This window comes from Massilia sp. UYP11 (genome assembly GCF_050434805.1).
Classification (GTDB): Bacteria; Pseudomonadota; Gammaproteobacteria; order Burkholderiales; family Burkholderiaceae_D; genus Telluria.
The window spans coordinates 347474-374060 of sequence record NZ_JBNDJE010000002.1; the positions used below are offsets into that span (position 1 = coordinate 347474).

Below are 26587 nucleotides of genomic sequence, written 5' to 3' on the forward strand. Positions count from 1 at the left end.
CGCAGCCAATGGCGCCTCCTGCTTGCTTCCATTTATTGATACCCCATCTATGCAGGGCAGGTACCGGCGGTGCGCCGGGCGCCGCTTTTTGGGGCCCGGCACCGTCCGGATCGCAACAAGTGTCGCCTGCCGCCTTGCCTTGCGCAAATCGCTGAGGTAATTAGCTGTATTATGTTTTTCAATAAAGGCACGATCATAACGACGAAGGAGACATGGCTCATGGCCAAATTTGACCTGGAATGGCTGCAGGTTTTCGACGGTATTTTCACCAGCCACAGCGTGTCGCGCACGGCCGAGCGGCTGGGCCTGGCGCAGGCCACGGTGAGCATCGCGCTCAACAAACTGCGCGCGCATTTCGACGACAAGCTGTTCATCCGCACCTCGCACGGCATGGAACCGACGCCGCGCGCGCAGGCGCTGCATCCGCAGCTGGCCGCCGTGCTGGCCACGCTGGAAGCGGCGCGCCTGGCGCCGACCGAGTTCGTTCCCAGCGAGGCGAAGCGCGAGTTCAGCCTGTGCATGACCGACATCTCGGAAGTGGTCCTGCTGCCGCGCCTGATGAACCACCTGCGGCGCGTGGCGCCCAAGGTCAGCGTGGTGGCCGAAAAGATCACGCCCGAGAGTCCGAAGCGCCTCGAATCGGGAGAAGTCGACATGGCGATCGGCTTCATGCCGCACCTGGAAGCGGGCTTCTACCAGAAGACGCTGTTCACCCAGAACTTCGTGTGCCTGGCGGCCAGCAACCATCCGCGCATCCGCGGCGAACCGACCAGGCAGGCCTTCCTGGCCGAGGCGCACATCCGGGTCAGCACCTCGGGCACCGGTCACACCATCGTCGACAAGACGCTGGCGATGCAGGGCGTGCAGCGCGAGGTGGTGCTGAACCTGTCGAGCTTCCTGGGCGTGGCGCGGGTGGTGGCCGAGACCGAGCTGCTGGTGATCGTGCCGAAGATGCTCGGCATGACGCTGCGCACGCAGGAACAGGTGCAGATCCTGGCCCTGCCCTTCGACCTGCCCAGCTACGCGGTCAAGCAGCACTGGCACGACCGCTTCCATGCGGAGCCCGGAAATATCTGGCTGCGGCGCACGGTGGCCGACCTGTTCCGCGATTTCTCCGATTAAGTACTCAACCGGAAATAAATGTGAATTTTGGCAAACAGAACCGGATGCGGTGCAAGGCGGCGACTGCGCCGCAGTGCGAGCACTGCAAGCAGGAGCCAACGCAGCAACGCGCCGGTTCTGGCAGCCAAAAACACATTTATTGACGGGTGAGTACTTTAGCTCCGGCGCTGTCACCTGCATCGTTCCCTCCTGTCGGACCGCGCGACCAATTTGGCGCGCACGGCGCACATGTGTGCTGGACAAAGCCAGCGGCTTGTCTTATATTTTACTTAGAGATCTAAATAAAGCAAGACGACGCCAGGTCGCGCCGATCTCTGCAAGCACATCGCGCCAGACATCTCACACACATGAAGACAGCCGAGGAGACACAACATGAAATACGGATTTCACCAGTTCGCAGGCCTTGCCGCGCGCGTCGCGGGCACGATGCTGCTCAGCGCCGGCGTGGCCCTGAGCGCCCATGCCCAGACCAGGATCATCGTCGGCAGCACCGTCTCGACCGATGTCTCGGCTGCGGCGCTGGCGCTGGCCATGAAGGATGGCTCGTTCAAGCGCGCCGGCCTGGACGTGCAGTTGAAGAATTTCGTCCAGTCCAACCAGAAGTACGACACCTTCAAGGCCGGCGCGATCGACGTGGACATCAACATGGGCGCGATCAACGCGGCCCAGCTGTATTCTTCCGGGGTGCCGCTGCAGGTATTGCGGGCCGCGACGCCGGCCGATATCTGGGCCGTGGTCACGCCCACCGCCTCGCCGTTGAAGGTGCCTGCCGACCTCAAGGGCAAGCGCTATGGCGTGGTCTCGCTGTCGGGCACCAACTACGGCGCCACCTATGCGGCGCTGAAGCTGGTCAATGTCGACCTGATGCGCGACGTCAAGGTGTCCACGCTGCCGCCGTCGGCCATCCTGCTGGCGCTGGGCAAGAACGACATCGACGCCGCCACCCTGTATGAACCCTACCTGACGCCGGCGATCCAGAGCGGCCGCGTGAAGGTGATGTTCAAGCCTGACGACCTGTACCGGTCGCACTACAAGGAACCGTTCCTGGCGCTCGTCATTGCGGCGCGCAAGGACTTCGTGACCAAGAACCAGGCCGCCGCCGCCAAGTTCGTGGATGTGATGGAGCAGGCCATGGCCAGGCTCGCCGACAACACCGATGCGGCGGCCACGGCGCTGACCGAGGTCATGCCCGAGATCAAGCTCACGCCGGCCCAGGTGAAGGAGCTGCTGCTGCCGTACATCCCGAACATCATCAAGACGCCGAACGATCCCGCCACCATCAAAATCGCGCAGAACCTGTATGACCGCATGCTCGAGGCGCGGCAGTTGCGTTCGCCGGTGAAGGCCAGCGAGTTCTGGATCAAGCTGTGATGCCGGGAGCCGATGCCATGATGACTTCCCAAACCCTCGCGGCGCCGTCGGGCGCCGCGGCCAAGCATTCCGCCCCGTCGCCGTGGGGCGCGCGCCTCAGGCGCACCGCCGTCGCGATCCTGCCCTACCTGGTGCTGGTCGCGGTCTGGCAGCTGATCGCCGCCACCCAGCCGGCCTATGTGTTCCCGCCACTGGGCGACATCCTCGACACCATCGGCCTGCTGCACCAGGACGGCCTGTTGATCCCGGCCACGCTGGCCACCGCGCGCTCGGTGCTGATCGGCGCCGTGATCTCGCTGGTGTTCGGCACCTTGATCGGCTTCGCGCTGGCGCGCATGGAATCGTTCACCAACCCGATCCTGAACTTCGTGCAGACCGTGCCCTATGTGGTGTGGGCGCTGATGGCGCTGATCTGGTTCGGCCTGACCCCGTTCTCGGTGGTGTTTACGATCGTCGTCGCGGCCTTCCCGATCGTCTCGTTCAACGTGGCCGCCGGCCTCAAGAACGTGGACGGCCTGCTGCTCGGCATGAGCGAATCGGTGCGCGCCAACCGCACGATGGTGCTGCGCCACATCGTGTTCCCGAGCCTGACCCCGTACCTGCTCAGCGCCAGCCGCACCATGCTCGGCATGTGCTGGAAGATCAGCGTGCTGGCCGAACTGTTCGCCGGCGGCGCCGGCGGCGGCGGGGTCGGCTACAAGCTGTTCGTCGGCTGGGAATTCAGCCGACCGACCGAGGTCTTCGCCTGGACCCTGTGGCTGGTGCTCTTGATGATGCTGTCCGAATGGCTGATCATCAAGCCCATCGAAGCCTTCATCACCCGCTGGAAGAAAGCATAAAGGGACATCACATGAGCAGCATTGACATCCAGGGCCTGACCAAGGTCTTCGACACCGCGACCGGCCCCCTGCTGGTGGTCGACGACGTCAGCTTCGAGGTCGCGAACGGCGAATTCGTGTGCCTGCTGGGCCCATCCGGTTCCGGCAAGTCGGTCACCCTCAACTGCATCTCCGGCCTGCTGGAGGCCACCCGCGGCGAGGTGAAGGTGGGCGGCGTGCCGGTAGCCCGGCAAAAGCCGCACTACGGCTACGTGTTCCAGCAGCCGCGGCTGCTGCCGTGGCGCACGGTGGAACAGAACCTGCGCTTCGCGCTGCGCGCCGAAGGCGGCCGCGCCGTGCCCGGCGAGGACGAACGGATCCGCCAGGTGCTGGAACTGGTGAATCTGTCCGGCTACGAAGACTTCTATCCGCACCAGATCTCGGGCGGCATGCAGCACCGGGTCGGCATCGCCCGCGCCTACATCCGCAATCCCGACCTGCTGCTGATGGACGAGCCGTTTGGCGCGCTCGACGAATTGACCGCGCGCCGCCTGCGTTCGGAACTGGTGGACGCCTGGCTCAAGGACCGCCGCACGGTGGTGTTCGTGACCCACGACATCGTCGAGGCCTGCTACCTGGCCGACCGCATCGTGGTGTACACGCCCAAGCCGACCCGCATCGCCCAGGTGATCAAGGTCGACCTGCCGCATCCGCGCGTCTACGGCAGCCCCGAGCTGCATGCGATCGAGACCGAGGTCTTGTCGGCCTTCGAGCGCAGCATCAGCGCGTTCGCGGAAACCGCGTGAACGGCCGGCCGGCGCGCGGTCGGCGGGTCCGCGCGCCGACCGCGCGCCGGCGCCTCGTATAATGACGGTTCCGAGCCGACGACGCAGCATTGCCCCCATGAGCACCAAGACCAAGACCAAGACCAAGACCGCGGCGAACAACGAAACCGAAGCCATCCTCAACCACTGGCAGGACGGCGGCTTCGACGACCGCCTCGCCCACCTGGTCAAGGACGCGACCCGCGCCCTGGTGCGGGCCCTGCAGATCCGGCTGATCGAGCACGACGTTTCGTTCGGCCACTGGACCTTCCTGCGCATCCTGTGGGGCAAGGACGGCGTGACCCAGCGCGCGCTGAGCGAGGCGGCCGGGGTGATGGAGCCCACCACCTATGCCGCCCTCACCGGCATGGAAAAACTGGGCTATATCGAGCGCCGCCAGTCGCCCGAAAACAAGAAGAACATGTACGTGTTCCTGACCGAGGCCGGCCGCGCGCTGGAAAGCAAGCTGGTGCCGCTGGCGGTCGAGGTCAACGACGTGAGCATGCGAGGCAGCAGCGAGGAAGAGATCCGCGTCACCCGCAAGGTGCTGCTCAACATCATCAAGAATCTCGCGGCCGACGAGCGCGAAGCCACCGACGTCGCGCGCAAGATGCCGTCCACCCGCCGCCTCGGCGACATCGTCGCCCGCAGCGCCGCCAAGTAAGCCGGGCCCGCGCCCGCACCCTCGTCCACCGGCCGCCGCGCGGCCTCATTCCCTCCCTCCCCCCGCCGACCTTCACGCCGCCGCGGCCAGCGCCATGGCGGCGCGCCCGCGCGCGCCCGTCCCTGCCCGCCGCGCGCGAAAAACCCCGGAACGCACTGGACAAACCGTTTGCCCGATCCTATACTTATACTTAGAGATCTAAGTTTATTCATGCATGGCCGCCAGCGGCCGGCGTTCGACAATCCGGAGAGAGACATGCTGACCAAGGAAGAAAACGACTTGCTGTGCCGCGTCGAGGGCGACGCGCCGATGGGTCAACTGATGCGGCGCCACTGGCAGCCCATATGCCTGATCGAAGAGGTCAGCGAACCGGACGGCGCGCCGGTGCGGGCGCGCATGTTCGGCGAAGACCTGGTGGTGTTTCGCGATACCGAAGGCGAGGTCGGCGTGATGGACGAATACTGCCCGCACCGCAAGGCCTCGCTGGCGCTGGGCCGCAACGAGGACGGCGGCCTGCGCTGCCTGTATCACGGCTGGAAGATGGACGTGCGCGGCAACGTGATCGAGATGGCGTCCGAGCCGGCGGCGAGCTGCATGGCCGACAAGGTCAAGCACCTGGCCTACCCGACGAAGGAATGGGGCGGCTTCGTCTGGACCTATATGGGCCCGCAGGACGCCGTGCCGGAGTTCGCACCGCCGGCCTGGGCGCCGACCGCCGATACCCGGGTCAGCATCGCCAAGGTGCTGGTGCCGTGCAACTGGGCCCAGATCCTGGAAGGCGCGATCGATTCGGCCCACAGCTCGAGCCTGCATTCGTCGGACTTCGTGCCGGCCCGCGTCAGCAGCGCCGAAGCCACCGACAAGAACTGGCTGCGGCCGTCGACCGACAAGGCGCCGCGCATGCAGGTCCAGCGCACCGGCTATGGCTTTCGCTATGCCGCGATCCGGCGCCCGATCGCCAACGCCGCGACCCACGACTACGTGCGCTCGACGATTTTCGTGGCGCCGGCCACCGCGCTGATCCCGCCCAACAACCTGTACAACGTGGCCAACATCAACGTGCCGCGTGACGACACCTGCACGGCCTTCTATTTCATCGCCTGGGGCCATCCTTCGCAGACGCCGGAAACCGAGACCTGGCGCAAGTTCCTGGGCCAGCGCGTGGGCGTCGACCTCGACGCCGAGTACCGCCCGCTGCGCACGCGCGAGAACAACTTCATGCAGGACCGCGAAAAGATGAAGGCCGGGAACTTCACCGGCATCACGGGCTTCCCGAACCAGGACCTGGCGATGTGGGTGACCATGGGCCCGGTGGCCGACCGCACCCGCGAGCGCCTCGGCGCCAGCGACATCGCGGTGGTCGAGTTCCGGCGCCGCATGCTCGACGCCCTGGCCGCCTTCCAGCAGGGCGAAGCGGCCATCGGCACCGGCGAACTGCGGATCCCGCCGCGCGACGTGTCGTACCAGGCGATCGTGCCCAAGACCGTCGACTGGCGCAACTACGAGGCCGAGTACATCTGGACCCGGCCGGTGGCCGCCCTGGAGCCGTCGTACAACACGGACGGCCCGAACGACTGAGCGCCGACTGCCCGCTCAGACCAATAATCACAAGGAGACACACGCATGGCCAAGCTGAACCTTTCCGTCGCCATGGGCGACTATGACCGCACCCGCGCCCTGCTCGACGGCAGCGTCCAGATCGACGGCGTCGATCCGGTCTACATGACCCTGTCGCCGGAAGAGATCTTCTTCCGCGCCTTCCGCAACCGTGAATTCGACATCAGCGAGCTGTCGCTGTCGAGCTACCTGGTCAAGGCCTCGCGCGACGAGAGCCCCTATGTGGCGATCCCGGTGTTCCTGTCGCGCGCCTTCCGCCACACCTCGATCTACGTGCGCAAGGACCGCGTCAAGCGTCCCGAAGACCTGAAGGGCGCGCGCATCGGCATTCCCGAGTACCAGCTGACCGCGATCGTGTGGGCGCGCGCCATCCTGCAGAACGACTACGGCGTGGCGCCGCAAGACGTGACCTGGGTGCGCGGCGGGATCGACACCCCGGGCCGTCCCGAGAAGATCAAGCTGCAGCTGCCGCCTGGCGTCGAGATGGAAAGCGCCCCGCCCGACCGCACCATCTCCGACATGCTGGACGCGGGCGAGATCGACGGCTTCATCGCCCCGCGCCCGCCCAGCGGCGCGGCGGCCCGCAACCCGAACGTGGGCTGGCTGTTCGACGACCCGACCGCCACGGCCAAGGAGTACTACGCACGCACCGGCGTGTTCCCGATCATGCACGTGGTGGGCGTGCGCAAGGAACTGGCGGCCGCGCATCCATGGCTGCCGGGCGCGGTTGCCAAGGCCTTCGGCCAGGCCAAGGACGCGGCGCTCGACAAGCTGGCCGACACCTCGGCCACCAAAGTCACGCTGCCCTTCGTCGAAGAGCAGCTCAAGGCCGCGCGCGAGCTGATGGGCGCGGACTACTGGTCGTACGGCGTGGAGCCGGCGCGCAAGACCCTCGAGACCTTCGTGCGCGCACACCACGCGCAGGGCCTGTCGGCGCGCCTGATGGACGTGGACGAGCTGTTCCATCCCGCCACCTACGAGTCGTACAAGATCTGAGCCGCGGCCCGGCCAGGTTCGAACACGACGATACCCTCGATGCGGCGCGGGCGCGCGATGTGCGCGACGCGCCGATGGAAGACATCGGCCGCGGCGGCTGGAGCGCGGGCGCTACTGGAAGGAACGAGACATGCAAATCACCACTGAAGCGATGATGCAGCTGCGCATTGCCAGCGTCGGCGACGCGGCCAACGGCATCCGCACCTTCGAGCTGCGGGCCGCGGACGGCGCCGAGCTGCCACCATTTACACCCGGCGCGCACGTGACAGTGCAGGCGCCGAACGGCATGCTGCGCAAATATTCGCTGTGCAACGACCCGAACGAACGCGAGCGCTACGTCATCGCCGTCAAGCGCGACCCCAACGGCCAGGGCGGGTCGCTGAGCATGCACGACGAGGCGCGTGAAGGCATGATCCTGCCGACCTCGCTGCCCGACAACGCCTTCCCGCTGGTCGACACCCGCGCCGGCTACATCTTCATCGCCGGCGGCATCGGGATCACGCCTATCCTGTCGATGATCCGCTCGTTCGGCGAGCTGCCGCCGGCGCCATGGAAGCTGTATTACTTCACCCAGTCGCCGGAGACCACCGCCTTCCTGGAAGAACTGTCGACGCCCGAGCTGCGCGCCAACGTGGTGATCCACCACGACTGCGGCGACGCCGCCCAGGCCTTCGACCTGTGGCCGGTGCTCGAGCGCCCCAGCAGCAAGCATATCTACTGCTGCGGCCCGCGCGGCCTGATGGAAGCGGTGCGCGACATGGGCGGCCACTGGAACAGCGCCAACCTGCACTTCGAGAGTTTCGCCCAGGGCGGCGCGGCGCGCCCCGACGACCGACCCTTCACCGTCAGGCTGGCCGCCAGCGGCCGCGAATTCGAAGTCCCGGTCGGGCAAAGCATCCTGGACGTGCTGCGCGCCGGCGGCTGCGAGGTGCGCGCCTCGTGCGAGAGCGGCACCTGCGGCACCTGCCGCACGCGCCTGCTCGAGGGCGTGGCCGACCACCGCGACATGGTCCTGATGCCGGACGAGATGGACGACCACATCATGCCCTGCGTATCGCGCGCGAAGACCGACACGATCGTGATCGACCTGTGAGGACGGCGCCATGACAGCACCGACCATCCGGCTGGGCGTCGCGGGACTGGGACGCGCCTTTTCGCTGATGCTGCCCACCTTCCTGCGCGACCCCAGGATCGCGCTGGTCGCGGCCTGCGACCCGCGCCCCACCGCGCGCGCACGGTTCGCGCAGGATTTCGCGGCCAACGCCTACGCGACGATCGAGGAGCTCGCCGCCGACGCCGCGGTGGACGCCATCTACATCGCCAGCCCGCACCAGTTCCATGCGGACCACACGCAAGTCGCGGCGCGCCAGGGCAAGCACGTGCTGGTGGAGAAACCGATGGCGCTCTCGCTGGCCGAGTGCGATCGGATGATCGCGTGCTGCCGGGAAGCGGGCGTGCACCTGGTGGTGGGCCACTGCCACAGCTTCGACTCGCCCTACCTGGCGGCGCGCGCGCTGGTGGCGGGTGGGGAATACGGCAGGGTGAAGATGATCCACGCCCTGAACTACACCGACTTCCTGTTCCGCCCGCGCCGGCCCGAAGAACTGATGACGGCCGAAGGCGGCGGCGTGGTGTTCAGCCAGGCCGCCCACCAGGTGGACGTGGTGCGCCTGCTGGCCGGCAGCCCGGTGGTGCGGGTGCGCGCCGCGCTGGGCGCCTGGGACCCGTCGCGCCCCACCGAGGGCGCCTACAGCGCCATGCTGTGGTTCGCGGACGGCGCCTTCGCCTCGCTCACCTATAGCGGCTACGCGCACTTCGATTCGGACGAGTGGATGGGCTGGACCGGCGAGATGGGCAATGCCAGGAACGCGGACGACTACGGCGCCGCGCGGCGGCGCCTGGACACCCTGGCATCAAGCGAGGCCGAGGCGCGCCTGAAGGCGGCCGGCACCTACGGTGGGCCGGACTACCGGCCGCCGGCGCTGGATGCGGCCGCCCTGCACCAGCATTTCGGCCCGCTGGTGGTCAGCTGCGAGCGCGCCGACCTGCGTCCGCTGCCGTCCGGGGTGATGGTGTATGGCGACCGCAAGCGCGAACACCATCCGCTGCCCGCGCCGGCCGTGCCGCGCTTCGAAGTGATCGACGAACTGGTGGACGCGGTGGCGCACGGCGTGACGCCGCTGCACGACGGCCGCTGGGCGCGCGCCACCCTGGAAGTCTGCCTGGCGCTGCTCGACTCCGGCCGCGAGGGCCACGACGTCGCGCTAGCGGCCGCGGGATGACCGCGCACAGCTTCGGCATCGTCCTGGCCGTGGCCGCGCTGGGCATGTTCTCGGCCAATGTGCTGCTGATCAAGCAGGCTTCGATGCGGGTCGGCCTCGAACTGGGCTTCCTGGTCTCGGTGAGCGTCAATGTCGTGTTCTGCGCGCTGCTGCTGGCGGGCCAGCTGCTGCTGTCCGGAACCGGCATCGGCTGGTCGTGGCAGGCGGCGCTGTTCTTCATGCTGGGCGGGGCCTTTTCCACCTATCTCGGACGCTGGTTCTTCTTCGAGGCGGTGGTGCGCATGGGATCGTCCAAGGCCAGCCTGTTCCAGGTCAGCAGTCCCGGCTTCGCGGCGCTGATCGCCTGGGCCGCGCTGGGCGAGACGCTGTCGCCGCCGAGGACGGGAGCGATCGTGTTCACCATCCTGGGGCTGGCGCTGATCGGCTACGTGCCGGGCATGTTCTCGCGCGGCCAGCGCGCCGGACCGGCGCCCGTGCGCCCGCGCCTGACAGACCGCATCAAGGGTTCGGCCCTGATGCTCGGCGCCGGCGGATCGATGGCGTATGCGATCGGGACCGTGGTGCGCGGCGCGGCGATCCGCGACTGGAACCAGCCGATCGTCGGCGCCCTGCTGGGCGCGGCCACCGGGCTGCTGCTGTCCCTGGCGCTCGGCCGGGAAGTCCGCGGCCTGCCCGCCAGCCTGCGCGCGGCCGACCGGCGCGGGCTGCTGCTGTTCGTGGCCTGCGGCGTGCTGACGATCTCGGCGCAGGTGTGCTCGATCTGGTCGTTGCGCTATATCGAGGTCGCGCTGTCCAACCTGATCACCCTGAGCACGCCGCTCCTGGTGATCCCGGGCGGGTATTATCTGTTCGCGCAGAGGGAGGTCTTGTCGGCGCGGACATGGATGGGCGGGGCGATGGTGCTGGCGGGGGTGGCGGTGCTGACGCTGGCGCGCTAGGGTTTGTCTGACTGATGCGGTGCGCGGGATCGCGGATTTCCGTGGGGTGATCGGCGCGTTCGACCGCGCGTTCGGCTCTGCCATGCGTGGCGGCTGCGCTCATGCCTGTCGGACGCACGGTCAGATCAAGTCTATCGACGATGAACTCGAGCATTTTGAAATTCTTCGCAAAGCATTTGAAAGGCGCGTGAGGCTTTAAGCAGCACGTCGACCATCGGCACGTAACTAAACCAGTCGGCCAAGATAGAAAAAAGATGTTGATCACTCACCCCAAATGACCAACAGCTCTTCAGTTTCAATTCAAAATCAGTTACTTAGGGAACTCCGCTCACGCCCACTCAATGAACAATGGCTGAGCTAAGTCATTGAACAGAGGGAGCTTCCTATGGCCAAAGACTCGTCGATACCATCCGATATACCATGTACCTCGGTCCGGGCCATGTCGAACACGGGACGACTGTCTCGAGTCCAACGCGAAGAATGGTTTGCTGCAACTATGCCGGCCCCTGCTACAAGACGTCCCGGGCTCGCTGCCGGCAACCGATCTGGACAGCTTGCGGCCGCTGGACGAGCGCTATTCTTCTGCCAGCTTCCCGATGGTGGAGAACAGTCCGGCTGTCGTAGCATACGCTTCGCCCGAGGTTTCCCGTCCACGAACCAATACAAGTTTTTCTGACGGATCGACAGGGTTCGAGAAGCGCAGCCCCAGTACATCGGCGGGGCGCCTGGTGACGCGGGCAACCCGGTCGACGCCGCATCCAGAAGCGTTGACGATCAGGATTGCGCTGGACTTGCCGATTTCGTCGAGCCGCCGGAAGAATCGTTCCCTGAGCTGGGTTTCGACGGACATCATATCAATGACGAGATCACAGTCCTTCAGGTGGTGAAACCTGGCGGTGGCGCTACAAAGCGCAAGCCGCCAGTCGCGCTGGCCCGCAGCCAGTGCTCCACTGACCAGTGACTGTTCGTAACGCGAGCGAAGCAGCGCAAGCCCCTGGTCGAGCGCATCCCGCTTGTCGAACACGGTGACCGGCATGCCGGCGTCAAGCAGGCCCATGGCGAGGTTGATACTCGCACCGTGAGCACCCATGATCCCTACTCGGCCCACTGGCCGTACGGCGTCATTCGCCGGCTGTTCGGAAAAGCCGGCGGTTTCCGTCAAGGTCCGCACCTGCGGGTCTGTGTGAATCTGGCGGTGGTCGCGAAGACGATCGTCCATTGCGCCGTCGCTCTGCGGGGCAGTCGCAAGGGTGCTTGCGGAGCCGGTGTTTGTATTATTCATGGTTGTCCCAGAGATTGGTGAGAATGTTGGGCGCCGCGCTCGGCAGGCGCCCCCGTTCCAGCAGCCGATCAGAACTGATTCATCGTATTGTGCTTGCCACCGGCCTTCAGCGCAGCTTCGCCGCTGAAGTAGTCCTTGTGATCGTCGCCGATATCCGAACCGGACATGTTCTGGTGCTTGACGCAGGCGATGCCCTGGCGGATTTCCTTGCGCTGCACACCCTTCACATAGCCCAGCATGCCTTGATCGCCGAAGTATTCCTTGGCCAGGTTGTCGGTCGACAATGCCGCGGTATGGTAGGTCGGAAGCGTGATCAGGTGATGGAAGATGCCCGCCTCGCGCGCGGCATCGGCCTGGAAGGTACGGATCTTTTCATCGGCGATGCGCGCCAGCTCCGTCTCGTCGTATTCGGCGCTCATCAGCATGTTGCGTTCGTATGCGCCGACATCCTTGCCCTCGGCCTTCATGCTGTCGAACACTTGCTGGCGGAAGTTCAGGGTCCAGTTGAAGGACGGGCTGTTGTTATAGACCAGCTTTGCGTTCGGAATCACCTTGCGGATCTCCTTCACCATGCCGCCGATCTGGCCGATGTGCGGCTTCTCGGTTTCGATCCACAACAGGTCGGCGCCGTTCTGCAGCGAGGTGATGCTGTCGAGCACGCAGCGGGCTTCGCCCGTTCCCTCGCGGAACTGGAACAGGTTGCTCGGAAGGCGCTTGGGGCGCACCAGCTTGCCGTCGCGGCTGAGGAGCACGTCGCCGTTATTCAGGGACTCGACCGACACTTCTTCGGCGTCGAGGAAGGCGTTGTACTGGTCGCCCAGGTCGCCGGGTTCGCGGGTAAACGCGATCTGCTTCGTGAGGCCAGCGCCCAGGGAATCGGTACGGGCAACGATCACACCGTCGTCCACGCCCAGTTCGAGGAAGGCGTAGCGGACCGCGCGGATCTTGGCAAGGAAGTCCTCGTGCGGCACGGTGACCTTGCCGTCCTGGTGACCGCACTGCTTTTCATCCGACACCTGGTTTTCAAGCTGGATGCAGCAAGCGCCCGCTTCGATCATCTGCTTGGCCAACAGATAGGTCGCCTCTGCGTTACCGAAACCGGCGTCGATGTCGGCGATGATGGGCACCACATGGGTCACGTGCCGGTCGATCTTTTGCTGGATTTCCTCCCTGGCGGCGCTAGATGCGCCGTCCAGCTGGCGGAACAGGTCGCCCAGCTCGCGTGCGTCGGCCTGGCGCAGGAAGGTATATAGCTCCTTGATCAGGGCGGGCACCGTCGTTTTTTCATGCATCGACTGGTCCGGCAGCGGGCCGAATTCCGAACGCAGGGCTGCGATCATCCAACCCGACAGGTAGAGGTAGCGGCGATCCGTGCTGTTGAAATGCTTTTTTATCGAAATCAGCTTTTGCTGGCCGATGAAGCCATGCCAGCAGCCGAGAGACTGGGTATACATGGACGGATCGGCATCGTAGGCCGCCATATCGGTGCGCATGATCTTGGCGGTGTAGCGCGCGATATCGAGGCCGGTCTTGAACCGGTTCTGGGCGCGCATGCGTGCGGCAGACTCGGGATTGATCGCATTCCATGCGCTTCCGTACACCTTCTTGAGACTGGAAATCGATTCGATATCGGCTTGAAACTGAGACATGAATAACTCCTGATTTGCGGATTAAAAAACCTGGATGACCGAGCATGTTGCCAGTGCCCATACAGCAAGCGGCTTCATGTATTTAATGGTACGCAGTTCTGCTGCATCGCACGCGTTAAACCCATCCGCGATGAAGTAAATTAATTTCCTTTGTTTTCAATAACCTACGAGTTTCATTTCACATAGTAAAAACAAGTCTTATAGAGCAGAATAAATTTCTGCTGCTGCGCAGCGAGCATTTTGTATTGTGAAATGTCATTTACTGTGACGAAAACAGGACTCTCGTTTTCACAGGGCATTCGCATCCACTACCTTCGGCGACCTCGATGCCTAGTCGATCCTGGCCAAGAAAAATGCGCGCTTGCTTGGAGGGACATTCAGTCTGCACAAGCTCACTGAATCGCCACGACTTCAGTAGACACTCCTGAGCCATAATGTCGGGCACAAGGAGAAGATATGAGCGGTAAGCGGTACACAGAGGAATTCAAGATTGCAGCGGTCAAGCAGGTGGCGCAGGGCGGTCACCCGGCGAGCGAAGTAGCGGCACGGCTCGGGATAAGCATCCACAGTCTGTACGCCTGGACGAAGCGCTATGGCGTGCCCGAGGCGGAGCGCAAGGCTGTCGATGCCCAGTCCGACGAGATGCGGCGCCTGAAGGCCGAGCTCAAGCGCGTCACGGAGGAGCGTGACATATTGAAAAAGGCCGCGGTGTACTTTGCCAAGACGTCCGGGTACGGTACACCTTAATTATTGAGTTGCAGGACCAATTTCCGGTGCGCCGGCTGTGCAAAGTGCTCGAGGTGCATCCGAGTGGCTTCTATGCGTGGCGCCTGAGCCCTGAAAGCAAGCGAGCCAGGGAAGACAAGCGCCTTCTGGTTCCCATCAAGGAATCGTGGCTGGAAAGCGGCAGCGTGTACGGTTACCGTAAAGTCAGCGACGATCTGCGCGAGCTCGGTGAACAATGCGGCATCAATCGCGTCCACCGTCTGATGAGGTCGGCCGGGATTCGTTCGCAAACCGGCTACGCCAAGCGCAAGTACAAACGCGGCGGCGCCCCTTCGCTGGTAGCGCCCAACCATCTTCAGCGCCAGTTCGACGTGCAAGAACCGAATCGGGTCTGGGTGACAGATATCACGTACATCCGCACTTATGAGGGCTGGCTTTATCTAGCCGTGGTGCTTGATCTGTTCTCGCGCCAGGTAATTGGCTGGTCGATGAGTTCACGCATCGATCGCGAGCTGGCGATGAATGCGCTCTTGATGGCGGTTTGGCGGCGGCAGCCCAAGAATACGGTGATGGTGCATTCCGATCAGGGCAGTCAGTTCAGCAGCTATGACTGGCGCGACTTCCTGAGCCAGCACAATCTGCAGCAAAGCATGAGCCGACGAGGAAACTGCCACGATAACGCCGTGGCCGAGAGCTTCTTCCAGCTCTTGAAAAGGGAACGAATCCGACGCAAGATTTACGGCACCCGGGAAGAGGCAAGGCAGGATGTCTTCGATTACATCGAGATGTTCTACAATCCGAAGCGCCGGCACAGCTTCAGCAATGACTTGTCGCCGGTCGAGTATGAAAAGCAGTATTTCCAACGGCTCTCGAGTGCCTAGAAAACTCGTGGCGATTCAGGCCAAGACAGTAAAAAAGCCGTTGATCATTCAATCCGATGATCAACGGCTCTTTATTTTTCAATTCAAAATCAGTTACTTAGAGGACTCCAGTCAATCCCATTCGATAATCAATGGTTCAGGTAAGCTGCTGAATCCGTTTCGGATTTATTAGTCCTGCGTGAGCAATACCACGAGCAATACCATGCCGGGCTCACCCATGCCCGTGGCAGCAGCGAGCATGAATCGGGTCCGCCAGCCCGCCGATGAAAGCAGCAGGACAGGCGCCGGGACACCATCCTAGTGCAAGCCCCGCGGCCGTGCTGCCGCCGTATGACGCCGCTCGGCGCCGGCCGGCGGGGGCTGCAGCTCCTGCTCCCGGTCCGTCGGTCCCGGCCGCTGCGCGACCGCCGCCTCCTTCTGCCACACTTCGAGCAGCCGCGTTTCGCCCAGCCGCCAGCCGTCTCCCTGGTTCAGCAGTGCGGTGCGGCCCCTGATGCCAACGACCCGGCCGTCGACGACCGCATCGCTCACGTGCCACATCAGGCTGCCCTCGGGCACGCCGTCCCGGTGCATGCCCGGCGCACGGTCGAGCGTGAGCACGTCCGGCGACAGCATTGCGCCGAAGATTTGCGCGGAGCGCCAGATCGCCGCCCGCGCCCGCCCCCTGCCAGGCCGCGCGCCGCACTGCTCCAGCGCGCCCGCCAGGTCGCTGCATAGCGGGTCGCGGTCGCCGCGCAATGCCAGGAAATGCGCGGCCTGCACGCGCCCATGCTCGACCAGCGTGTTTTTCAGCGCCAGGTCACGGTCGAATTTGGAAAAGATACCCAGTTCGCGCCCCGTGGCGGCGCTGACCGCTTCCGCATCCATGACGATGCGCGCCATTTCGACCGGCTTGTCCTGCGAGCGCCCGGCCTGGTATGGGTCGTCCAGCCGGCGGTTGACCGCTTCGATGAAGGCCATTTCCTGGTTCAGCGACAGGTTGCCCGACAGCGTGTCGCGCCGATGCCAGAGCTCGCTCCCATAGCGATAGGTGTCGGTCACGTCTGCAATGCGCTTGCTGAAATCGCATTTGTCCTGGTTGATCTGCAGGATCCACAGTCCGTTGGGCTTCTTGGCTGGATCGACGAGGTGGGAGATGAAGTTCTTGATCGGCGGATTCTGGGAGAACAGGCCGTCCCAGCAGGCGGTGGCGCGCAATTCCTGGGTGTCCGGGTCGATGCAGGCGATCTCCTGTGCCTTGAACATCCACGGCAGGCAAGCCGAGGCGATGACCGCGTCGAGCGTCACACCGGCCTCCTCCGGCGAACGTTCCGAGCTGAAGGCGAGGAAAGCGCCGCTGTCGATGTCGACGGCGCCAATCAGGAGCTGCGGGATCGTGTAGCTGACATCCTGCACCGCTGCAGCCAGCCGGTCGAGCGAGGCGGGCTCAAAGCTGTACTGCGGCACTTCCCAGGCGTCGAAGGCGGCGCGCAGCACGCAGTCCGGTTCCAGGTCCTGGCGGGCAATCCGATCCACGAGGCGGCGCGTGGTCTCCATTTTCGCCCGGATCCTCTCCTCGATGGCATGGCGTTTCGTGCGTATGTCGGCGTGGCCCGGCTGCCCCGCGTCGACCATCCTTGCCTCCAGGTCGCAGGACTGCCAGCGTTTCACCTCCTGGGCGATGCTGCAGAAATCGCCGATCGCGCCGACGAGTTCGAAATCCACGTGGGGTGCGACCGTTTCGCGCAACTGGAAATAGTGGTCGCGGATCCAGTTACCCAAGGGCGGCCACATATTCGTCATCCAAGGCCACGTCCGGGTGGCGAAGCGTTCGATATCGCGCAGTGGCGGCAGATAGGGGCTGAACTTCAGATCGACGCTCAGCATACGGCCCGTCAACTGCGTCATCTCGTTGAGCATGCGTTCGCCCGGCTGGTGCGCGCAGTTCGCATCCCAGAAGGCGTCGAGCCGGGCCTGCGCGGCCTGCGGTCCACCGGTCAGGTAACCGAACCAGGCCAGCAGCGCGCTGATCGCGCCACCCGAGGTGCCGCTGATGCCGGCCAGGTTCAGGTGTTCACCGCTGCCCTCTTCCACGAAGTTCCGCTTGCCGCCGGAGCGCGCAATGAGGACATTGTCGAAGCGGGGCAGCAGCACCGGCAGCGCACCCGCCGTGTACGCCGCATGGCTGCCCCCGCCCTGGCAGGCGATTGCAATGTTCTTGATGGCCATGATCGTCCTCTATGGGAAACTGAACGCAAACCGGCCGGCCTGCCGCGGGCTGTCCATTGGCGCTGTCGCATAGCTCAGGCACGTTGGTGTTAATGAGGTGCTCCGATCTGGCCGAGGAAGTCAGGTTTGACCGGCGCGTGGCGGGACGGTTCGGGAGATCTTGTGCTCGAGCCAGGCCGAATGCCGGTCGACGGCAGTCGACGAGAGAAGCTGCGGGTGGCTGGGGATGCGCAGCGCCGGTGCTAACTACCGACTGGCTCCTTTTGTAGAGACTCGGCCACTTCGACCATGGCGGCAGGATTTTCAAGCGTACTCAGGTCGCCCGGGTCGCGCCCTTCGGCGAGCGCCTGCAGTGCCCTCCTCAGCAGTTTCCCCGACCTGGTCTTCGGCAGCGCGGAGACGAAATGGATATCGGATGGCCGCGCCACCGCTCCCAACTGGGTGGCAACCAGCTGTTTCAGGTCGGCTTTCAGCCGAGCGCTGCCCTGCTTGACGGCCGCGAACACCAGCGGCACCTGTCCCTTCAGCGAATCCGCCACGCCGACCACCGCGACCTCCGCGATCGCCGGGTGGGCCGCAATGCATGCTTCTAGTTCGCGCGTGCCGATGCGATGGCCTGCCACGTTGATGACATCGTCGGTTCGTCCCAGGATGAAGAAATACCCGTCCTCGTCGCGAACTCCCCAGTCGAACGTGCTGTAGACGACTTTCCCGGCAATGCTGCGCCAGTAAGTGTCGACGTACCTGTCGTCGTCGCCCCACACGGTCTGCATGCAACCGGGCGGTAACGGCGCCACAATCGCGACCACGCCCTTCCGGTTGGCGCCGGCGATCTCTTCGCCGGTGAGCTCGTCGATCAGCTTGACGTCGTAACCGTACATCGGCAATCCCGCACTGCCCGCCTTCGGCGCGCACTTGTCGAAGCCGATGGCCGATGCCAGGATCGGCCAGCCGGTTTCGGTCTGCCAGTAGTTGTCGACGATCGGCACCTGCAAGGTATCCTGCACCCAGCCGGACGTCGCTTCGTCGAGCGGTTCGCCGGCGAGGAACAGGGCCCGCAGCGAGCTCAGGTCATGCTTGCGCGCCGCATCCTGCCCTTCCTTCTTGAGCACGCGAACGGCCGTCGGGGAACTGAACATCGCCCGCACCCGGAAGCGCTCGACCAGCGACCACCAGATATCCGGGCCCGGCCGTGTCGGCAGGCCCTCGTACATCAGGGTCGTCATCCCGGCAATCAAGGGGCCATAGACGATATAGCTGTGCCCGACGACCCACCCGATGTCGCTGGTGGCGAAAAAGGATCCGCCCGGCTCGCCCAGGAAGATGTGCTTCATGCTGGAGGAAAGGGCGACCGCATAGCCACCGGTATCCCTTTGCACCCCTTTCGGCTTGCCTGTCGTCCCGCTCGTGTACAGGATATACGAGGGATGGGATGCATCGACCCATGCGCATGGCACGGACGCGCCCCCGGCCACCCTGGCCCGTGCGCCGGCATAGTCCACGTCCCGCCCTTCGACCCACGCTGGCGCGCTCAGTCCGCGATCGACGACGAGTACCTGCTGCGGCTTGTAGGCCGAGGCTTCGATGGCCTGGTCGAGCAAGGGCTTGTAGGCGATGACCTTGCCGTCGCGCGAACCCGCGTCGGCGCAGACGATCAGCTTCGGGGCCGAATCTTCGATGCGCGTCGCCAGGCTTGCGCTGGCAAAGCCACCGAACACGACGGAGTGAATGGCGCCCAGCCGGACGCACGCGAGCATCGCGAACGCGGCCTCCGGAATCATCGGCATGTAGATCAGCACACGGTCGCCCTGGGCGACACCATGCGCGACAAATACGGCCGCCATCGCCTGCACTTCCGCGTGCAGATCGGCGTAGGTGTAGATGCGTTCCTGGTTGACTTCGGTCGAATGCCAGACCAGGGCGGGCTGGTCGGCACGGTCGATGAGATGCCGGTCGACCGCATTATGGCAAAGGTTGAGCTTGCCGCCAGCGAACCACCTGGCAAATTCCGGGCTTGCCGTGGAGAGGACGGCGTCAAAGGGGCGATGCCAGTCGATGGCCTGTGCCTCGCGAGACCAGAAAGTCTCCGGCGATTCGATCGACTCATGGTAAAAGACCGGATAATCCATGCGCGCTCCAGATGTGAGTGATTCATCAGGGCCGGGCCGCCCGCGGCAGCCGGCGGCATCGGTATCACTGCGCTCGGGTGCTCACGGGAAGCGGTACCATCACCGGCTGCCCCGGCTTGGAGCAGCCGGTATCGCAGCAGCGGCCGGGCTGGCGATTCCTGGTGATCGAGCGACTTTCGTCGTGCAGGATACCACGCTCGAGCAGGCGCTCCACCAGCTCGACCTTGCTTCCGACCGGGTAGTTGCGCCAGATTTCCTGCTTCATGGCGGCCGGCGACCCGCCACCGTGCAGGCTGATCACCGAGTACCAGCCGCCCTGATAGGATGCCGTCAGGTCTTCGATGAAGCGTGCCGTCTCGATGCGCTTGTCGTAGGGGATGTCCGGGCTGGCCTGCAGCACTTCGGAGAGCCTGGCAGCCGTCGCCGGGTTATGGTCTTCGTCCGGCCCCGGCAGCGCGACGATCAGGCCGCCGGAAACCTCGTGCGCGATCCGGTGCATGTCGTAGATTTTGGTCGCCAGCAGCAACTTGCCGATGTTGCTGAACACCGGGTCGGGCATGAATGAGCCGCTGTATTTGTCCTGGGTGGCATAGACGCTTGCCGCGACACCGCAGGCATAGAAGCCCTCGGTAATGGTGATCAGCTCCACCATCGGGTCGCGCAGATTGCTCTTGGCGCCCGGATCGAGGCCGTTGGCTTCGCACATCAGTGCGCCGGCGCCGATGAGCAGGTCGCCGAACCCGGCGCGCGCTGCGATACAGCTGTGGCGGTGGTGGGTCGCATAGCTATAGGTCAGCACATGGCTGTGTTCCCAATCGCCGGCATAGAACACGCGTTCCCAGGGAACGAAGACACGGTCGAACATGACCACGGCCGTGGACTGGCCGTATTTGCGCGAGAACAGGGCGTCTCCGTGCTCCAGCTTTTCGCCGGGTCGCCCCGCCGGCCGGGCGACGATCGTGATGCCCGGTTCATCCACACGCACCGCGCAACATACGGCAAAGTCTTCGTCCTCCTGTCCCATGTTCCGGCTCGGCATGACCAGCAACTCGTGCATGTAGGGCCCGCCCGTCACGATGGCCTTGGTGCCGCTGATGACGATGCCCTTGCCGTTGCGTTCGACGATGTGGACGTAGGTATCCGGATTGGCCTGCTGGTGCGGCTTCCTGCTGCGGTCGCCCTTCGCGTCCGTCATCGCCACGCCGATCGACAGATCCTGGTCCTGCACGTGGGCCAGGTAGGCATCGAAGCGGGCCCTGTGCTCGGCCGAGCCTTTGGCGTCGTCGATACAGGCGACCGCCTGCGCCAGCCCGTTCAGGGCATCGTGGGCCAGATAACGCTGCGCGCACCCCGTTTCCTGGCACAGCACCCGCACGGCCTCGAGCTTGTTCAACAGGTCGCCGGCCGACTCGTTCAGGTGCAGCATCCTGCTGACCACACGGTTGCGCCGGGTCTGGGTGGCCAGCGCGATCGGCTGCAGTTCGGGGCGCAGCGCGTAGTCGTAAGTGTAGGCCAGGGCATTGATGCCGGGCCGGAAGGCCGGCTCGTCGGCCACGCTGTCGACTTCGCGTCCGTCGACGTAGACCCTGGGCTTGTACTCACGCAGCGATTCGCGGTACTGCTCGCCGGACATCAGGTCGACGCAGGTGGCCGGCGCAGCTTCGTGGGGGACGTTCATCGCGATCTCCATTGAACAGTGATCTTCAGATTAAACGGTGTTCAATCCGCTTGTCAACGTTTATACTGACCCCATGAACACCCCATCGTCCGCACCCCGCCGCAGCGCCGGCAAGAAGGAAAAGGAGACCCAGGTCGCGCGCCAGGCACGCCACCAGGCATTGGCCGACGTCAGGCGCGAACTGATCCTGGATGCCGCGCGGTCGGCCTTCTTCGAACTGGGAATGGAAAAGACGAGCATCCGCGAGATCGCGCACCGGGCCGGCTACACGCCAGGCGCGATCTACAGCTATTTCGCCAGCAAGGAAGCACTCTACGGCGCCCTGCTCGGCGAATCGCTCGACAGGCTCAATGCGCTGGTCGAGCACGCCCGCGAGAACTGCGCTCCGGGAGCGGACTGCCTGCGCGCGACGGCGCGGGCCTTTTTTGAATTCTATCGCGAGAATTCGCGCGACCTCGACCTCGGCTTCTACCTGTTCCAGGGCATGCAGCCGCGGGGCCTGACGCCGGAACTGAACGAGACGCTCAATGCACGCCTGCGCGATGCGCTGCAGCCCTCTCAGGACGCCTTGCAACAGCTCGGCCTGACGGCGACGAAGGCGCTGCAAGAAGTCACCGCGCTGTTCGCTCATACCGTCGGTTTGCTGGTGCTCAGCCACACCGGGCGTATCCGCATGTTCAGGCAAGCATCGCAGGATCTGTTCGACACCTATCTCGCACAGCTGGTCTCCCGGGCTGAAGCGCATTCGCGGAGTTGACGATGACTATGATGCGTGCTGAAAAAAGCGTACTGGTGCTGGTGGACTACCAGTCGAGGCTGATGCCGGCGATTCACGAAGCTAGCCACGTCGCGGGCATTGCACAGCTGCTCGGCCAGGTAGCGCGGCTGCTCGGCATTCCAGTACTGGGGACCGAACAGAATCCGGACAAGCTCGGACCGAACCTTGAACAGGTCAAGGCCGGGTGTGACCGCACCCTCGCCAAGACCCACTTCGACGCGTGCAAAGACGGGCTGCTGGGCGCGCTGGACGACGCGAAGCCCGGATGCGAGCAGATCGTCATCGCCGGTTGCGAAGCCCACGTCTGCATGATGCAAACGGCGCTCGGACTGCTTGAAAGCGGGAAGCGCGTCTGGGTCGTCGCCAATGCAAGCGGTTCGCGCCACCCCGGCGATCACGCCGCTGCGATGAGCCGACTGGCCCACGCAGGCGCGACGATCGTGACCCACGAGATGGTCATGTTCGAGTGGCTGGGCGACTGCAGGCAGGCACGCTTCCGTGAAGTGCTGGAACTGATCAAGGCATCCGCCTGAGGCGAGGCGGGAGAACTTCGAGCGTTCGAGCCGATACGAAGACGAGCACGCCGCCAGCGGTCAGCGCCAGTTGTCGGGCCGTATCAAGCACGCGCGGCATCGGGCGTCCAGGCGACGCAGGGAAGCCGGCACAACAGGCAACCGGGCGCCGCTGCCCCCGTCCAGGATGAGGAAATCAGGGGCTCAGGCGTCGTTGATGCCACTCTTTGCCACGCTGCGTTTCACTCCCACTCAATCGTCGCCGGCGGCTTGCCCGAAATGTCATACACAACGCGATTCAAACCACGCACCTCGTTGATGATCCGATTGCTCACCTTGCCCAGCAGCGAATGCGGCAAATGCGCCCACTGCGCCGTCATGAAGTCCAGCGTCTGCACCGCACGCAGCGCCACCACGTACTCATAAGTACGCCCGTCGCCCATCACCCCCACCGACTTCACCGGCAGGAACACGGCGAACGCCTGGCTGGTCGCCTCGTACCAGTTCACCGGCGCCTTGCCCGCATCGATGCCCGGCACGTGCGGCACTTCGAACGGGGTGTTGCGCAGCTCTTCGATGAAGATCGCGTCCGCCTCGCGCAGCAGATCGGCATACTCCTTCTTCACCTCGCCCAGGATGCGCACGCCCAGGCCAGGGCCCGGGAACGGATGACGATAGACCATGTCATGCGGCAGCCCCAGCGCCACGCCGAGTTTGCGCACCTCGTCCTTGAACAGCTCGCGCAGCGGCTCGAGCAACTTGAGGTTCAGGGTCTCCGGCAGGCCGCCCACATTGTGGTGGCTCTTGATGGTCTGGCCCTTTTTGCCCTTGCCGGCCGATTCGATCACGTCCGGATAAATCGTGCCCTGCGCCAGCCACCTGGCGTTGGTCAGCTTGCCCGCTTCGACCTGGAATACCTCGACGAACTCGCGGCCGATGATCTTGCGCTTCTGCTCGGGGTCGGTGACGCCGGCCAGGTGACCCATGAACTGCGCCTCGGCATCGATACGCACGACTTTTACGCCGAGGTTCTTGGAGAACATGTCCATGACCATCTTGCCTTCGTCCTTGCGCAGCAGGCCGTGGTCCACGAACACGCAGGTCAGCTGGTCGCCGATCGCGCGGTGGATCAGCGCGGCGGCGACGCTCGAGTCGACGCCGCCCGACAGGCCCAGGATCACCTCATCGGTGCCGACCTGCTCGCGGATCTTGGCGACGGCTTCGCCGATATAGTCGGGCATGTTCCAGTCCGACTTGCAGCCGCAGATCTCGTGCACGAAGCGGCCGATGATGGCTTCGCCCTGGGTGGTGTGGGTCACTTCCGGGTGGAACTGCAACGCGTAGAAGCGGCGCTCTTCGTCGGCCATCGCGGCGATCGGGCAGCTGTCGGTCGAACCCATCAGCTTGAAGCCTTCCGGCATCTCCAGCACCTTGTCGCCGTGACTCATCCAGACCTTCAGCATGCCGTGGCCTTCGTCGGTCACAAAGTCGTTGATGCCGTTGAGCAGCGCCGTATGGCCGCGGGCGCGCACTTCGGCGTAGCCGAATTCGCGCTTCAGGCCGTTCTCGACCCTGCCGCCCAGCTGGGCCGCCATGGTCTGCATGCCGTAGCAGATGCCCAGCACCGGCACGCCGGCTTCGAATACCGCCTGCGGCGCGCGCGGCGAATCGCCTTCGAGCGTCGAGTTGTGGCTGCCCGACAGGATGATGCCCGAGGCGCCGTATTCGCGGACGAACTCGTCGCTGACGTCATAGGGGAAGACTTCGGAGAACACGCCGGCGTCACGCACGCGGCGGGCGATCAGCTGGGTAACCTGGGAACCGAAATCGAGGATGAGGATTTTGGAATGCATAGGGAGACAGTAGGTGGTGATCGTAGGGTGGATGGCTGCGCCGGCCACGCGTTCAAACAGCGCGTGCGTCGATTGAACGGGTGGGAGGGGAACCCGTCCACCCCACAAGAGCGCAGCCGTCGCTAAGGCCGCGGCGGATGTCGATTACTCCGAACGGTAGTTCGGCGCTTCTTTCGTGATCTGCACGTCGTGCACATGCGATTCGCGCATGCCGGCCGAGGTGATCTCGACGAACTCCGCCTTCTCGCGCAGCTCATCGATGGTCGAGCAGCCGCAGTAGCCCATCGACTGGCGCACGCCGCCGATCAGCTGGAAGATGATCGCCAGCACGCTGCCCTTGTAGGCGACACGGCCTTCGATGCCTTCCGGGACGAACTTGTCGGCCGTGCTCGAGGCTTCCTGGAAGTAGCGGTCGGCCGAACCGTCGGCCATCGCGCCCAGGCTGCCCATGCCGCGGTAGGATTTGTAGCTGCGGCCCTGATACAGGATCACTTCGCCCGGCGCTTCTTCGGTGCCGGCGAACATCGAACCCATCATGACCGTGTGGGCGCCGGCTGCCAGCGCTTTCGAGATGTCGCCCGAGAAGCGGATGCCGCCGTCGGCGATGCACGGCACACCGGTGCCTTCGAGCGCCTTGGCCACGTTCGAGATCGCGGTGATCTGCGGCACGCCGACGCCGGCGACGATACGGGTGGTGCAGATCGAGCCGGGGCCGATGCCAACCTTCACCGCATCGGCGCCCGCTTCCACCAGCGCCAGCGCCGCGGCGGCGGTGGCGATGTTGCCGCCGATGACGTCCACGTGCGGGAAGCGCTCCTTGATCCATTTCACGCGGTCCAGGATGCCCTGCGAGTGGCCGTGGGCGGTGTCCACCACCAGCACGTCCACGCCGGCGGCGACCAGCAGTTCGATGCGCTCCTCGTCGCGCGGGCCCACGCCGGTGGCGGCGCCGACCAGCAGCTTACCCTGCGAATCTTTTGAGGCCAGCGGGTGCTCGTGCGACTTTTGAATGTCTTTCACGGTGATCAGGCCGCGCAGCTCGAAGTCGTCGTTGATCACCAGCACGCGCTCCAGGCGGTGCTTGTTCATCAGGCGCTTGGCTTCAGCCGTGTCCGCGTTCTCCTTCACGGTCACCAGCTTCTCGCGCGGCGTCATCTTGGCGCGCGCTTCGGCTTCCAGGTCTTCCTCGAAACGCAGGTCGCGGTTGGTGATGATGCCCACCACCTGGCTGCCCTCGACCACCGGGAAGCCGCTGATGCCGTGCTGCTGCGAGAGCGCCAGCACTTCACGGATCTTCATGGTCGGCGGGATCGTGATCGGGTCGCGCAGCACGCCGGCTTCGAAACGCTTCACCCGCGCCACTTCGCGCGCCTGGTCGCTCGGCCTCAGGTTCTTGTGAATGATGCCGATGCCGCCCTCTTGCGCCATTGCGATCGCCAGACGTGATTCGGTGACGGTGTCCATGGCCGCCGACAGCAGCGGAATGTTCAGCGTGATGTTCCGGGTCAGCTTGGTACGCAGCGAGGTTTGGGCCGGGAGAACGTTGGAATAAGCCGGGACGAGCAGCACGTCATCGAAGGTGAGTGCTTTTTGGAGGAGACGCATAGTATTTCCTATAGGCGCAAAAGCGAATTATACAGAAACTCCCCATTGCCGTCGCCGGGGAGGCGCAAAATTTCTTTTGCATGGTGCGCCCGGCAATTGACAGCCGAGCCAGGACATGGCGAAATCGACGCGATTCAATCAGGAACCATCTCATGCCTCTTCTGTCCAGACACGCCCTCGGCGCCCTGCTCCTCTTTGCCGCGACCGCCGCCCATGCCCAGTACGTCTGGATCGGCCCCAACGGCACGCGCCAGTATACCGACCGCCCACCGCCGCCCGGCACGCCGGCCAGCAAGATCCTCAAGTCGCCCGGCCGCCCGGCGCCCGAACCAGCGCCTCCTGCGGAACCTGCCGCCGCGACGCCAACCGGGGGCCAGGCCGCGGCCAGAGCGCCCACCCTGGCCGAGCAGGAAGCCGCCTTCCGCGAACGCAGCAAGGCGCGCGCCGAGCAGGAGCAAGCAAGCCAGGAAGAAGCCGCGCGCCGCCGGCGCCTGGCCGAGCATTGCGCCGCGGCGCGCGAGACAGAGGCCAGTCTCGCCTCGGGCATGCGCGTCGCGCGGGTCGGACCGGATGGCGAAAAAACCTATCTGAGCGACGAAGAAAAGGCCGCGCGCAGCGAACAGGTGAAGCGCGCGCTGCAGGAGTGCCGCTGAG

General features: G+C 64.7%; 21 protein-coding genes. 14 read left to right on the top strand and 7 right to left on the bottom strand.

All coding sequences use genetic code 11. The features are described 5' to 3' along the window. Positions 1–219 precede the first annotated feature (219 nt). The 10 genes from ABIB38_RS05040 (at position 220) to ABIB38_RS05085 (ending at position 10632) form a co-directional block, all read left to right on the top strand. On the top strand, positions 220–1122 hold the full coding sequence (locus tag ABIB38_RS05040) for a LysR family transcriptional regulator (protein ID WP_429202294.1): 903 nt from the start codon (positions 220–222) through the stop codon (positions 1120–1122). Between the two features lie 372 nt (positions 1123–1494). Then, complete coding sequence (locus tag ABIB38_RS05045) at positions 1495–2493, top strand: ABC transporter substrate-binding protein (RefSeq protein ID WP_429202295.1); 999 nt, start codon at positions 1495–1497, stop codon at positions 2491–2493. 17 nt (positions 2494–2510) lie between these two features. Beyond that, a complete protein-coding gene (locus ABIB38_RS05050) occupies positions 2511–3332 on the top strand; it encodes an ABC transporter permease (RefSeq protein ID WP_429202297.1) in 822 nt (273 codons plus the stop codon). Between the two features lie 11 nt (positions 3333–3343). Beyond that, on the top strand, positions 3344–4117 hold the full coding sequence (locus ABIB38_RS05055; protein ID WP_429202299.1) for an ABC transporter ATP-binding protein: 774 nt from the start codon (positions 3344–3346) through the stop codon (positions 4115–4117). A gap of 97 nt (positions 4118–4214) precedes the next feature. Continuing rightward, positions 4215–4799: a MarR family winged helix-turn-helix transcriptional regulator gene (locus ABIB38_RS05060; protein WP_429202301.1), complete on the top strand. Its 585-nt coding sequence runs from the start codon at positions 4215–4217 to the stop codon at positions 4797–4799. Between the two features lie 255 nt (positions 4800–5054). Continuing rightward, on the top strand, positions 5055–6377 hold the full coding sequence (locus ABIB38_RS05065) for a Rieske 2Fe-2S domain-containing protein (protein ID WP_429202302.1): 1323 nt from the start codon (positions 5055–5057) through the stop codon (positions 6375–6377). 45 nt (positions 6378–6422) lie between these two features. Next, a complete protein-coding gene (locus tag ABIB38_RS05070; protein ID WP_429202304.1) occupies positions 6423–7412 on the top strand; it encodes an ABC transporter substrate-binding protein in 990 nt (329 codons plus the stop codon). Between the two features lie 130 nt (positions 7413–7542). After that, the gene (locus tag ABIB38_RS05075) at positions 7543–8505 is read left to right on the top strand and encodes a PDR/VanB family oxidoreductase (protein WP_429202305.1); all 963 of its coding nucleotides are present in this window, start codon (positions 7543–7545) and stop codon (positions 8503–8505) included. Positions 8506–8515: 10 nt separating this feature from the next. Beyond that, entirely contained in the window at positions 8516–9694 is a 1179-nt protein-coding gene (locus ABIB38_RS05080) for a Gfo/Idh/MocA family protein (protein ID WP_429202307.1), read from the top strand. Then, positions 9691–10632, top strand: coding sequence for a DMT family transporter (locus ABIB38_RS05085; protein WP_429202309.1), 942 nt, complete (start codon positions 9691–9693; stop codon positions 10630–10632). Before ABIB38_RS05080 ends, ABIB38_RS05085 begins: the two co-directional genes overlap by 4 nt. A 574-nt stretch (positions 10633–11206) precedes the next feature. Here ABIB38_RS05085 and ABIB38_RS05090 read toward each other — a convergent pair. Both ABIB38_RS05090 and ABIB38_RS05095 read right to left on the bottom strand, forming a co-directional pair. Next, complete coding sequence (locus ABIB38_RS05090; RefSeq protein ID WP_429202311.1) at positions 11207–11914, bottom strand: 3-hydroxyacyl-CoA dehydrogenase NAD-binding domain-containing protein; 708 nt, start codon at positions 11912–11914, stop codon at positions 11207–11209. A gap of 68 nt (positions 11915–11982) precedes the next feature. Continuing rightward, positions 11983–13563: an isocitrate lyase gene (locus ABIB38_RS05095; RefSeq protein ID WP_429202313.1), complete on the bottom strand. Its 1581-nt coding sequence runs from the start codon at positions 13561–13563 to the stop codon at positions 11983–11985. A gap of 456 nt (positions 13564–14019) precedes the next feature. Between ABIB38_RS05095 and ABIB38_RS05100 the strand changes: the two genes are divergently transcribed. Further along, positions 14020–15170, top strand: a protein-coding gene (locus ABIB38_RS05100) for an IS3 family transposase (RefSeq protein WP_429202314.1) whose coding sequence is annotated in 2 segments (ribosomal slippage) — positions 14020–14260 and positions 14260–15170 — 1152 coding nt in all. Because the reading frame shifts where the segments join, the coding sequence is not laid out codon by codon here. A gap of 297 nt (positions 15171–15467) precedes the next feature. Here ABIB38_RS05100 and ABIB38_RS05105 read toward each other — a convergent pair. The 3 genes from ABIB38_RS05105 to ABIB38_RS05115 form a co-directional block, all read right to left on the bottom strand. Continuing rightward, complete coding sequence (locus ABIB38_RS05105; RefSeq protein ID WP_429202316.1) at positions 15468–17378, bottom strand: patatin-like phospholipase family protein; 1911 nt, start codon at positions 17376–17378, stop codon at positions 15468–15470. 242 nt (positions 17379–17620) lie between these two features. After that, on the bottom strand, positions 17621–19507 hold the full coding sequence (locus tag ABIB38_RS05110) for a propionate--CoA ligase (RefSeq protein WP_429202318.1): 1887 nt from the start codon (positions 19505–19507) through the stop codon (positions 17621–17623). A gap of 64 nt (positions 19508–19571) precedes the next feature. Beyond that, positions 19572–21185, bottom strand: coding sequence for a 4-hydroxyphenylacetate 3-hydroxylase family protein (locus ABIB38_RS05115; protein ID WP_429202320.1), 1614 nt, complete (start codon positions 21183–21185; stop codon positions 19572–19574). Between the two features lie 73 nt (positions 21186–21258). Between ABIB38_RS05115 and ABIB38_RS05120 the strand changes: the two genes are divergently transcribed. Both ABIB38_RS05120 and ABIB38_RS05125 read left to right on the top strand, forming a co-directional pair. After that, positions 21259–21942 carry a TetR/AcrR family transcriptional regulator gene (locus ABIB38_RS05120; RefSeq protein ID WP_429202322.1) on the top strand — a complete coding sequence of 228 codons (684 nt, stop codon included), beginning with the start codon at positions 21259–21261 and terminating at the stop codon, positions 21940–21942. A 2-nt stretch (positions 21943–21944) separates the two neighbouring features. Further along, on the top strand, positions 21945–22496 hold the full coding sequence (locus tag ABIB38_RS05125; protein ID WP_429202323.1) for an isochorismatase family protein: 552 nt from the start codon (positions 21945–21947) through the stop codon (positions 22494–22496). 221 nt (positions 22497–22717) lie between these two features. On the opposite strand, the gene guaA is transcribed toward ABIB38_RS05125, so the two are convergent. Together guaA and guaB are read right to left on the bottom strand one after the other, a co-directional pair. Beyond that, complete coding sequence (gene guaA / locus ABIB38_RS05130; protein WP_429202324.1) at positions 22718–24328, bottom strand: glutamine-hydrolyzing GMP synthase; 1611 nt, start codon at positions 24326–24328, stop codon at positions 22718–22720. Between the two features lie 144 nt (positions 24329–24472). Continuing rightward, positions 24473–25933, bottom strand: a complete 1461-nt coding sequence (gene guaB, locus ABIB38_RS05135) for an IMP dehydrogenase (RefSeq protein ID WP_429202326.1) — start codon at positions 25931–25933, stop codon at positions 24473–24475. Between the two features lie 152 nt (positions 25934–26085). On the opposite strand from guaB, the gene ABIB38_RS05140 reads away from it, so the two are divergent. Next, complete coding sequence (locus tag ABIB38_RS05140; RefSeq protein ID WP_429202328.1) at positions 26086–26586, top strand: DUF4124 domain-containing protein; 501 nt, start codon at positions 26086–26088, stop codon at positions 26584–26586. The last annotated feature ends 1 nt before the right edge of the window (position 26587 follow it).

Excerpts from the sequence above, each read along its gene's own strand:
- ABIB38_RS05040 (WP_429202294.1), top strand. The coding sequence starts at position 220 with ATGGCCAAATTTGACCTGGAATGGCTGCAGGTTTTCGACGGTATTTTC.
- ABIB38_RS05045 (WP_429202295.1), top strand. The coding sequence starts at position 1,495 with ATGAAATACGGATTTCACCAGTTCGCAGGCCTTGCCGCGCGCGTCGCG.
- ABIB38_RS05050 (WP_429202297.1), top strand. The coding sequence starts at position 2,511 with ATGATGACTTCCCAAACCCTCGCGGCGCCGTCGGGCGCCGCGGCCAAG.
- ABIB38_RS05055 (WP_429202299.1), top strand. The coding sequence starts at position 3,344 with ATGAGCAGCATTGACATCCAGGGCCTGACCAAGGTCTTCGACACCGCG.
- ABIB38_RS05060 (WP_429202301.1), top strand. The coding sequence starts at position 4,215 with ATGAGCACCAAGACCAAGACCAAGACCAAGACCGCGGCGAACAACGAA.
- ABIB38_RS05065 (WP_429202302.1), top strand. The coding sequence starts at position 5,055 with ATGCTGACCAAGGAAGAAAACGACTTGCTGTGCCGCGTCGAGGGCGAC.
- ABIB38_RS05070 (WP_429202304.1), top strand. The coding sequence starts at position 6,423 with ATGGCCAAGCTGAACCTTTCCGTCGCCATGGGCGACTATGACCGCACC.
- ABIB38_RS05075 (WP_429202305.1), top strand. The coding sequence starts at position 7,543 with ATGCAAATCACCACTGAAGCGATGATGCAGCTGCGCATTGCCAGCGTC.
- ABIB38_RS05080 (WP_429202307.1), top strand. The coding sequence starts at position 8,516 with ATGACAGCACCGACCATCCGGCTGGGCGTCGCGGGACTGGGACGCGCC.
- ABIB38_RS05085 (WP_429202309.1), top strand. The coding sequence starts at position 9,691 with ATGACCGCGCACAGCTTCGGCATCGTCCTGGCCGTGGCCGCGCTGGGC.
- ABIB38_RS05090 (WP_429202311.1), bottom strand. The coding sequence starts at position 11,914 with ATGAATAATACAAACACCGGCTCCGCAAGCACCCTTGCGACTGCCCCG.
- ABIB38_RS05095 (WP_429202313.1), bottom strand. The coding sequence starts at position 13,563 with ATGTCTCAGTTTCAAGCCGATATCGAATCGATTTCCAGTCTCAAGAAG.
- ABIB38_RS05105 (WP_429202316.1), bottom strand. The coding sequence starts at position 17,378 with ATGGCCATCAAGAACATTGCAATCGCCTGCCAGGGCGGGGGCAGCCAT.
- ABIB38_RS05110 (WP_429202318.1), bottom strand. The coding sequence starts at position 19,507 with ATGGATTATCCGGTCTTTTACCATGAGTCGATCGAATCGCCGGAGACT.
- ABIB38_RS05115 (WP_429202320.1), bottom strand. The coding sequence starts at position 21,185 with ATGAACGTCCCCCACGAAGCTGCGCCGGCCACCTGCGTCGACCTGATG.
- ABIB38_RS05120 (WP_429202322.1), top strand. The coding sequence starts at position 21,259 with ATGAACACCCCATCGTCCGCACCCCGCCGCAGCGCCGGCAAGAAGGAA.
- ABIB38_RS05125 (WP_429202323.1), top strand. The coding sequence starts at position 21,945 with ATGACTATGATGCGTGCTGAAAAAAGCGTACTGGTGCTGGTGGACTAC.
- guaA (WP_429202324.1), bottom strand. The coding sequence starts at position 24,328 with ATGCATTCCAAAATCCTCATCCTCGATTTCGGTTCCCAGGTTACCCAG.
- guaB (WP_429202326.1), bottom strand. The coding sequence starts at position 25,933 with ATGCGTCTCCTCCAAAAAGCACTCACCTTCGATGACGTGCTGCTCGTC.
- ABIB38_RS05140 (WP_429202328.1), top strand. The coding sequence starts at position 26,086 with ATGCCTCTTCTGTCCAGACACGCCCTCGGCGCCCTGCTCCTCTTTGCC.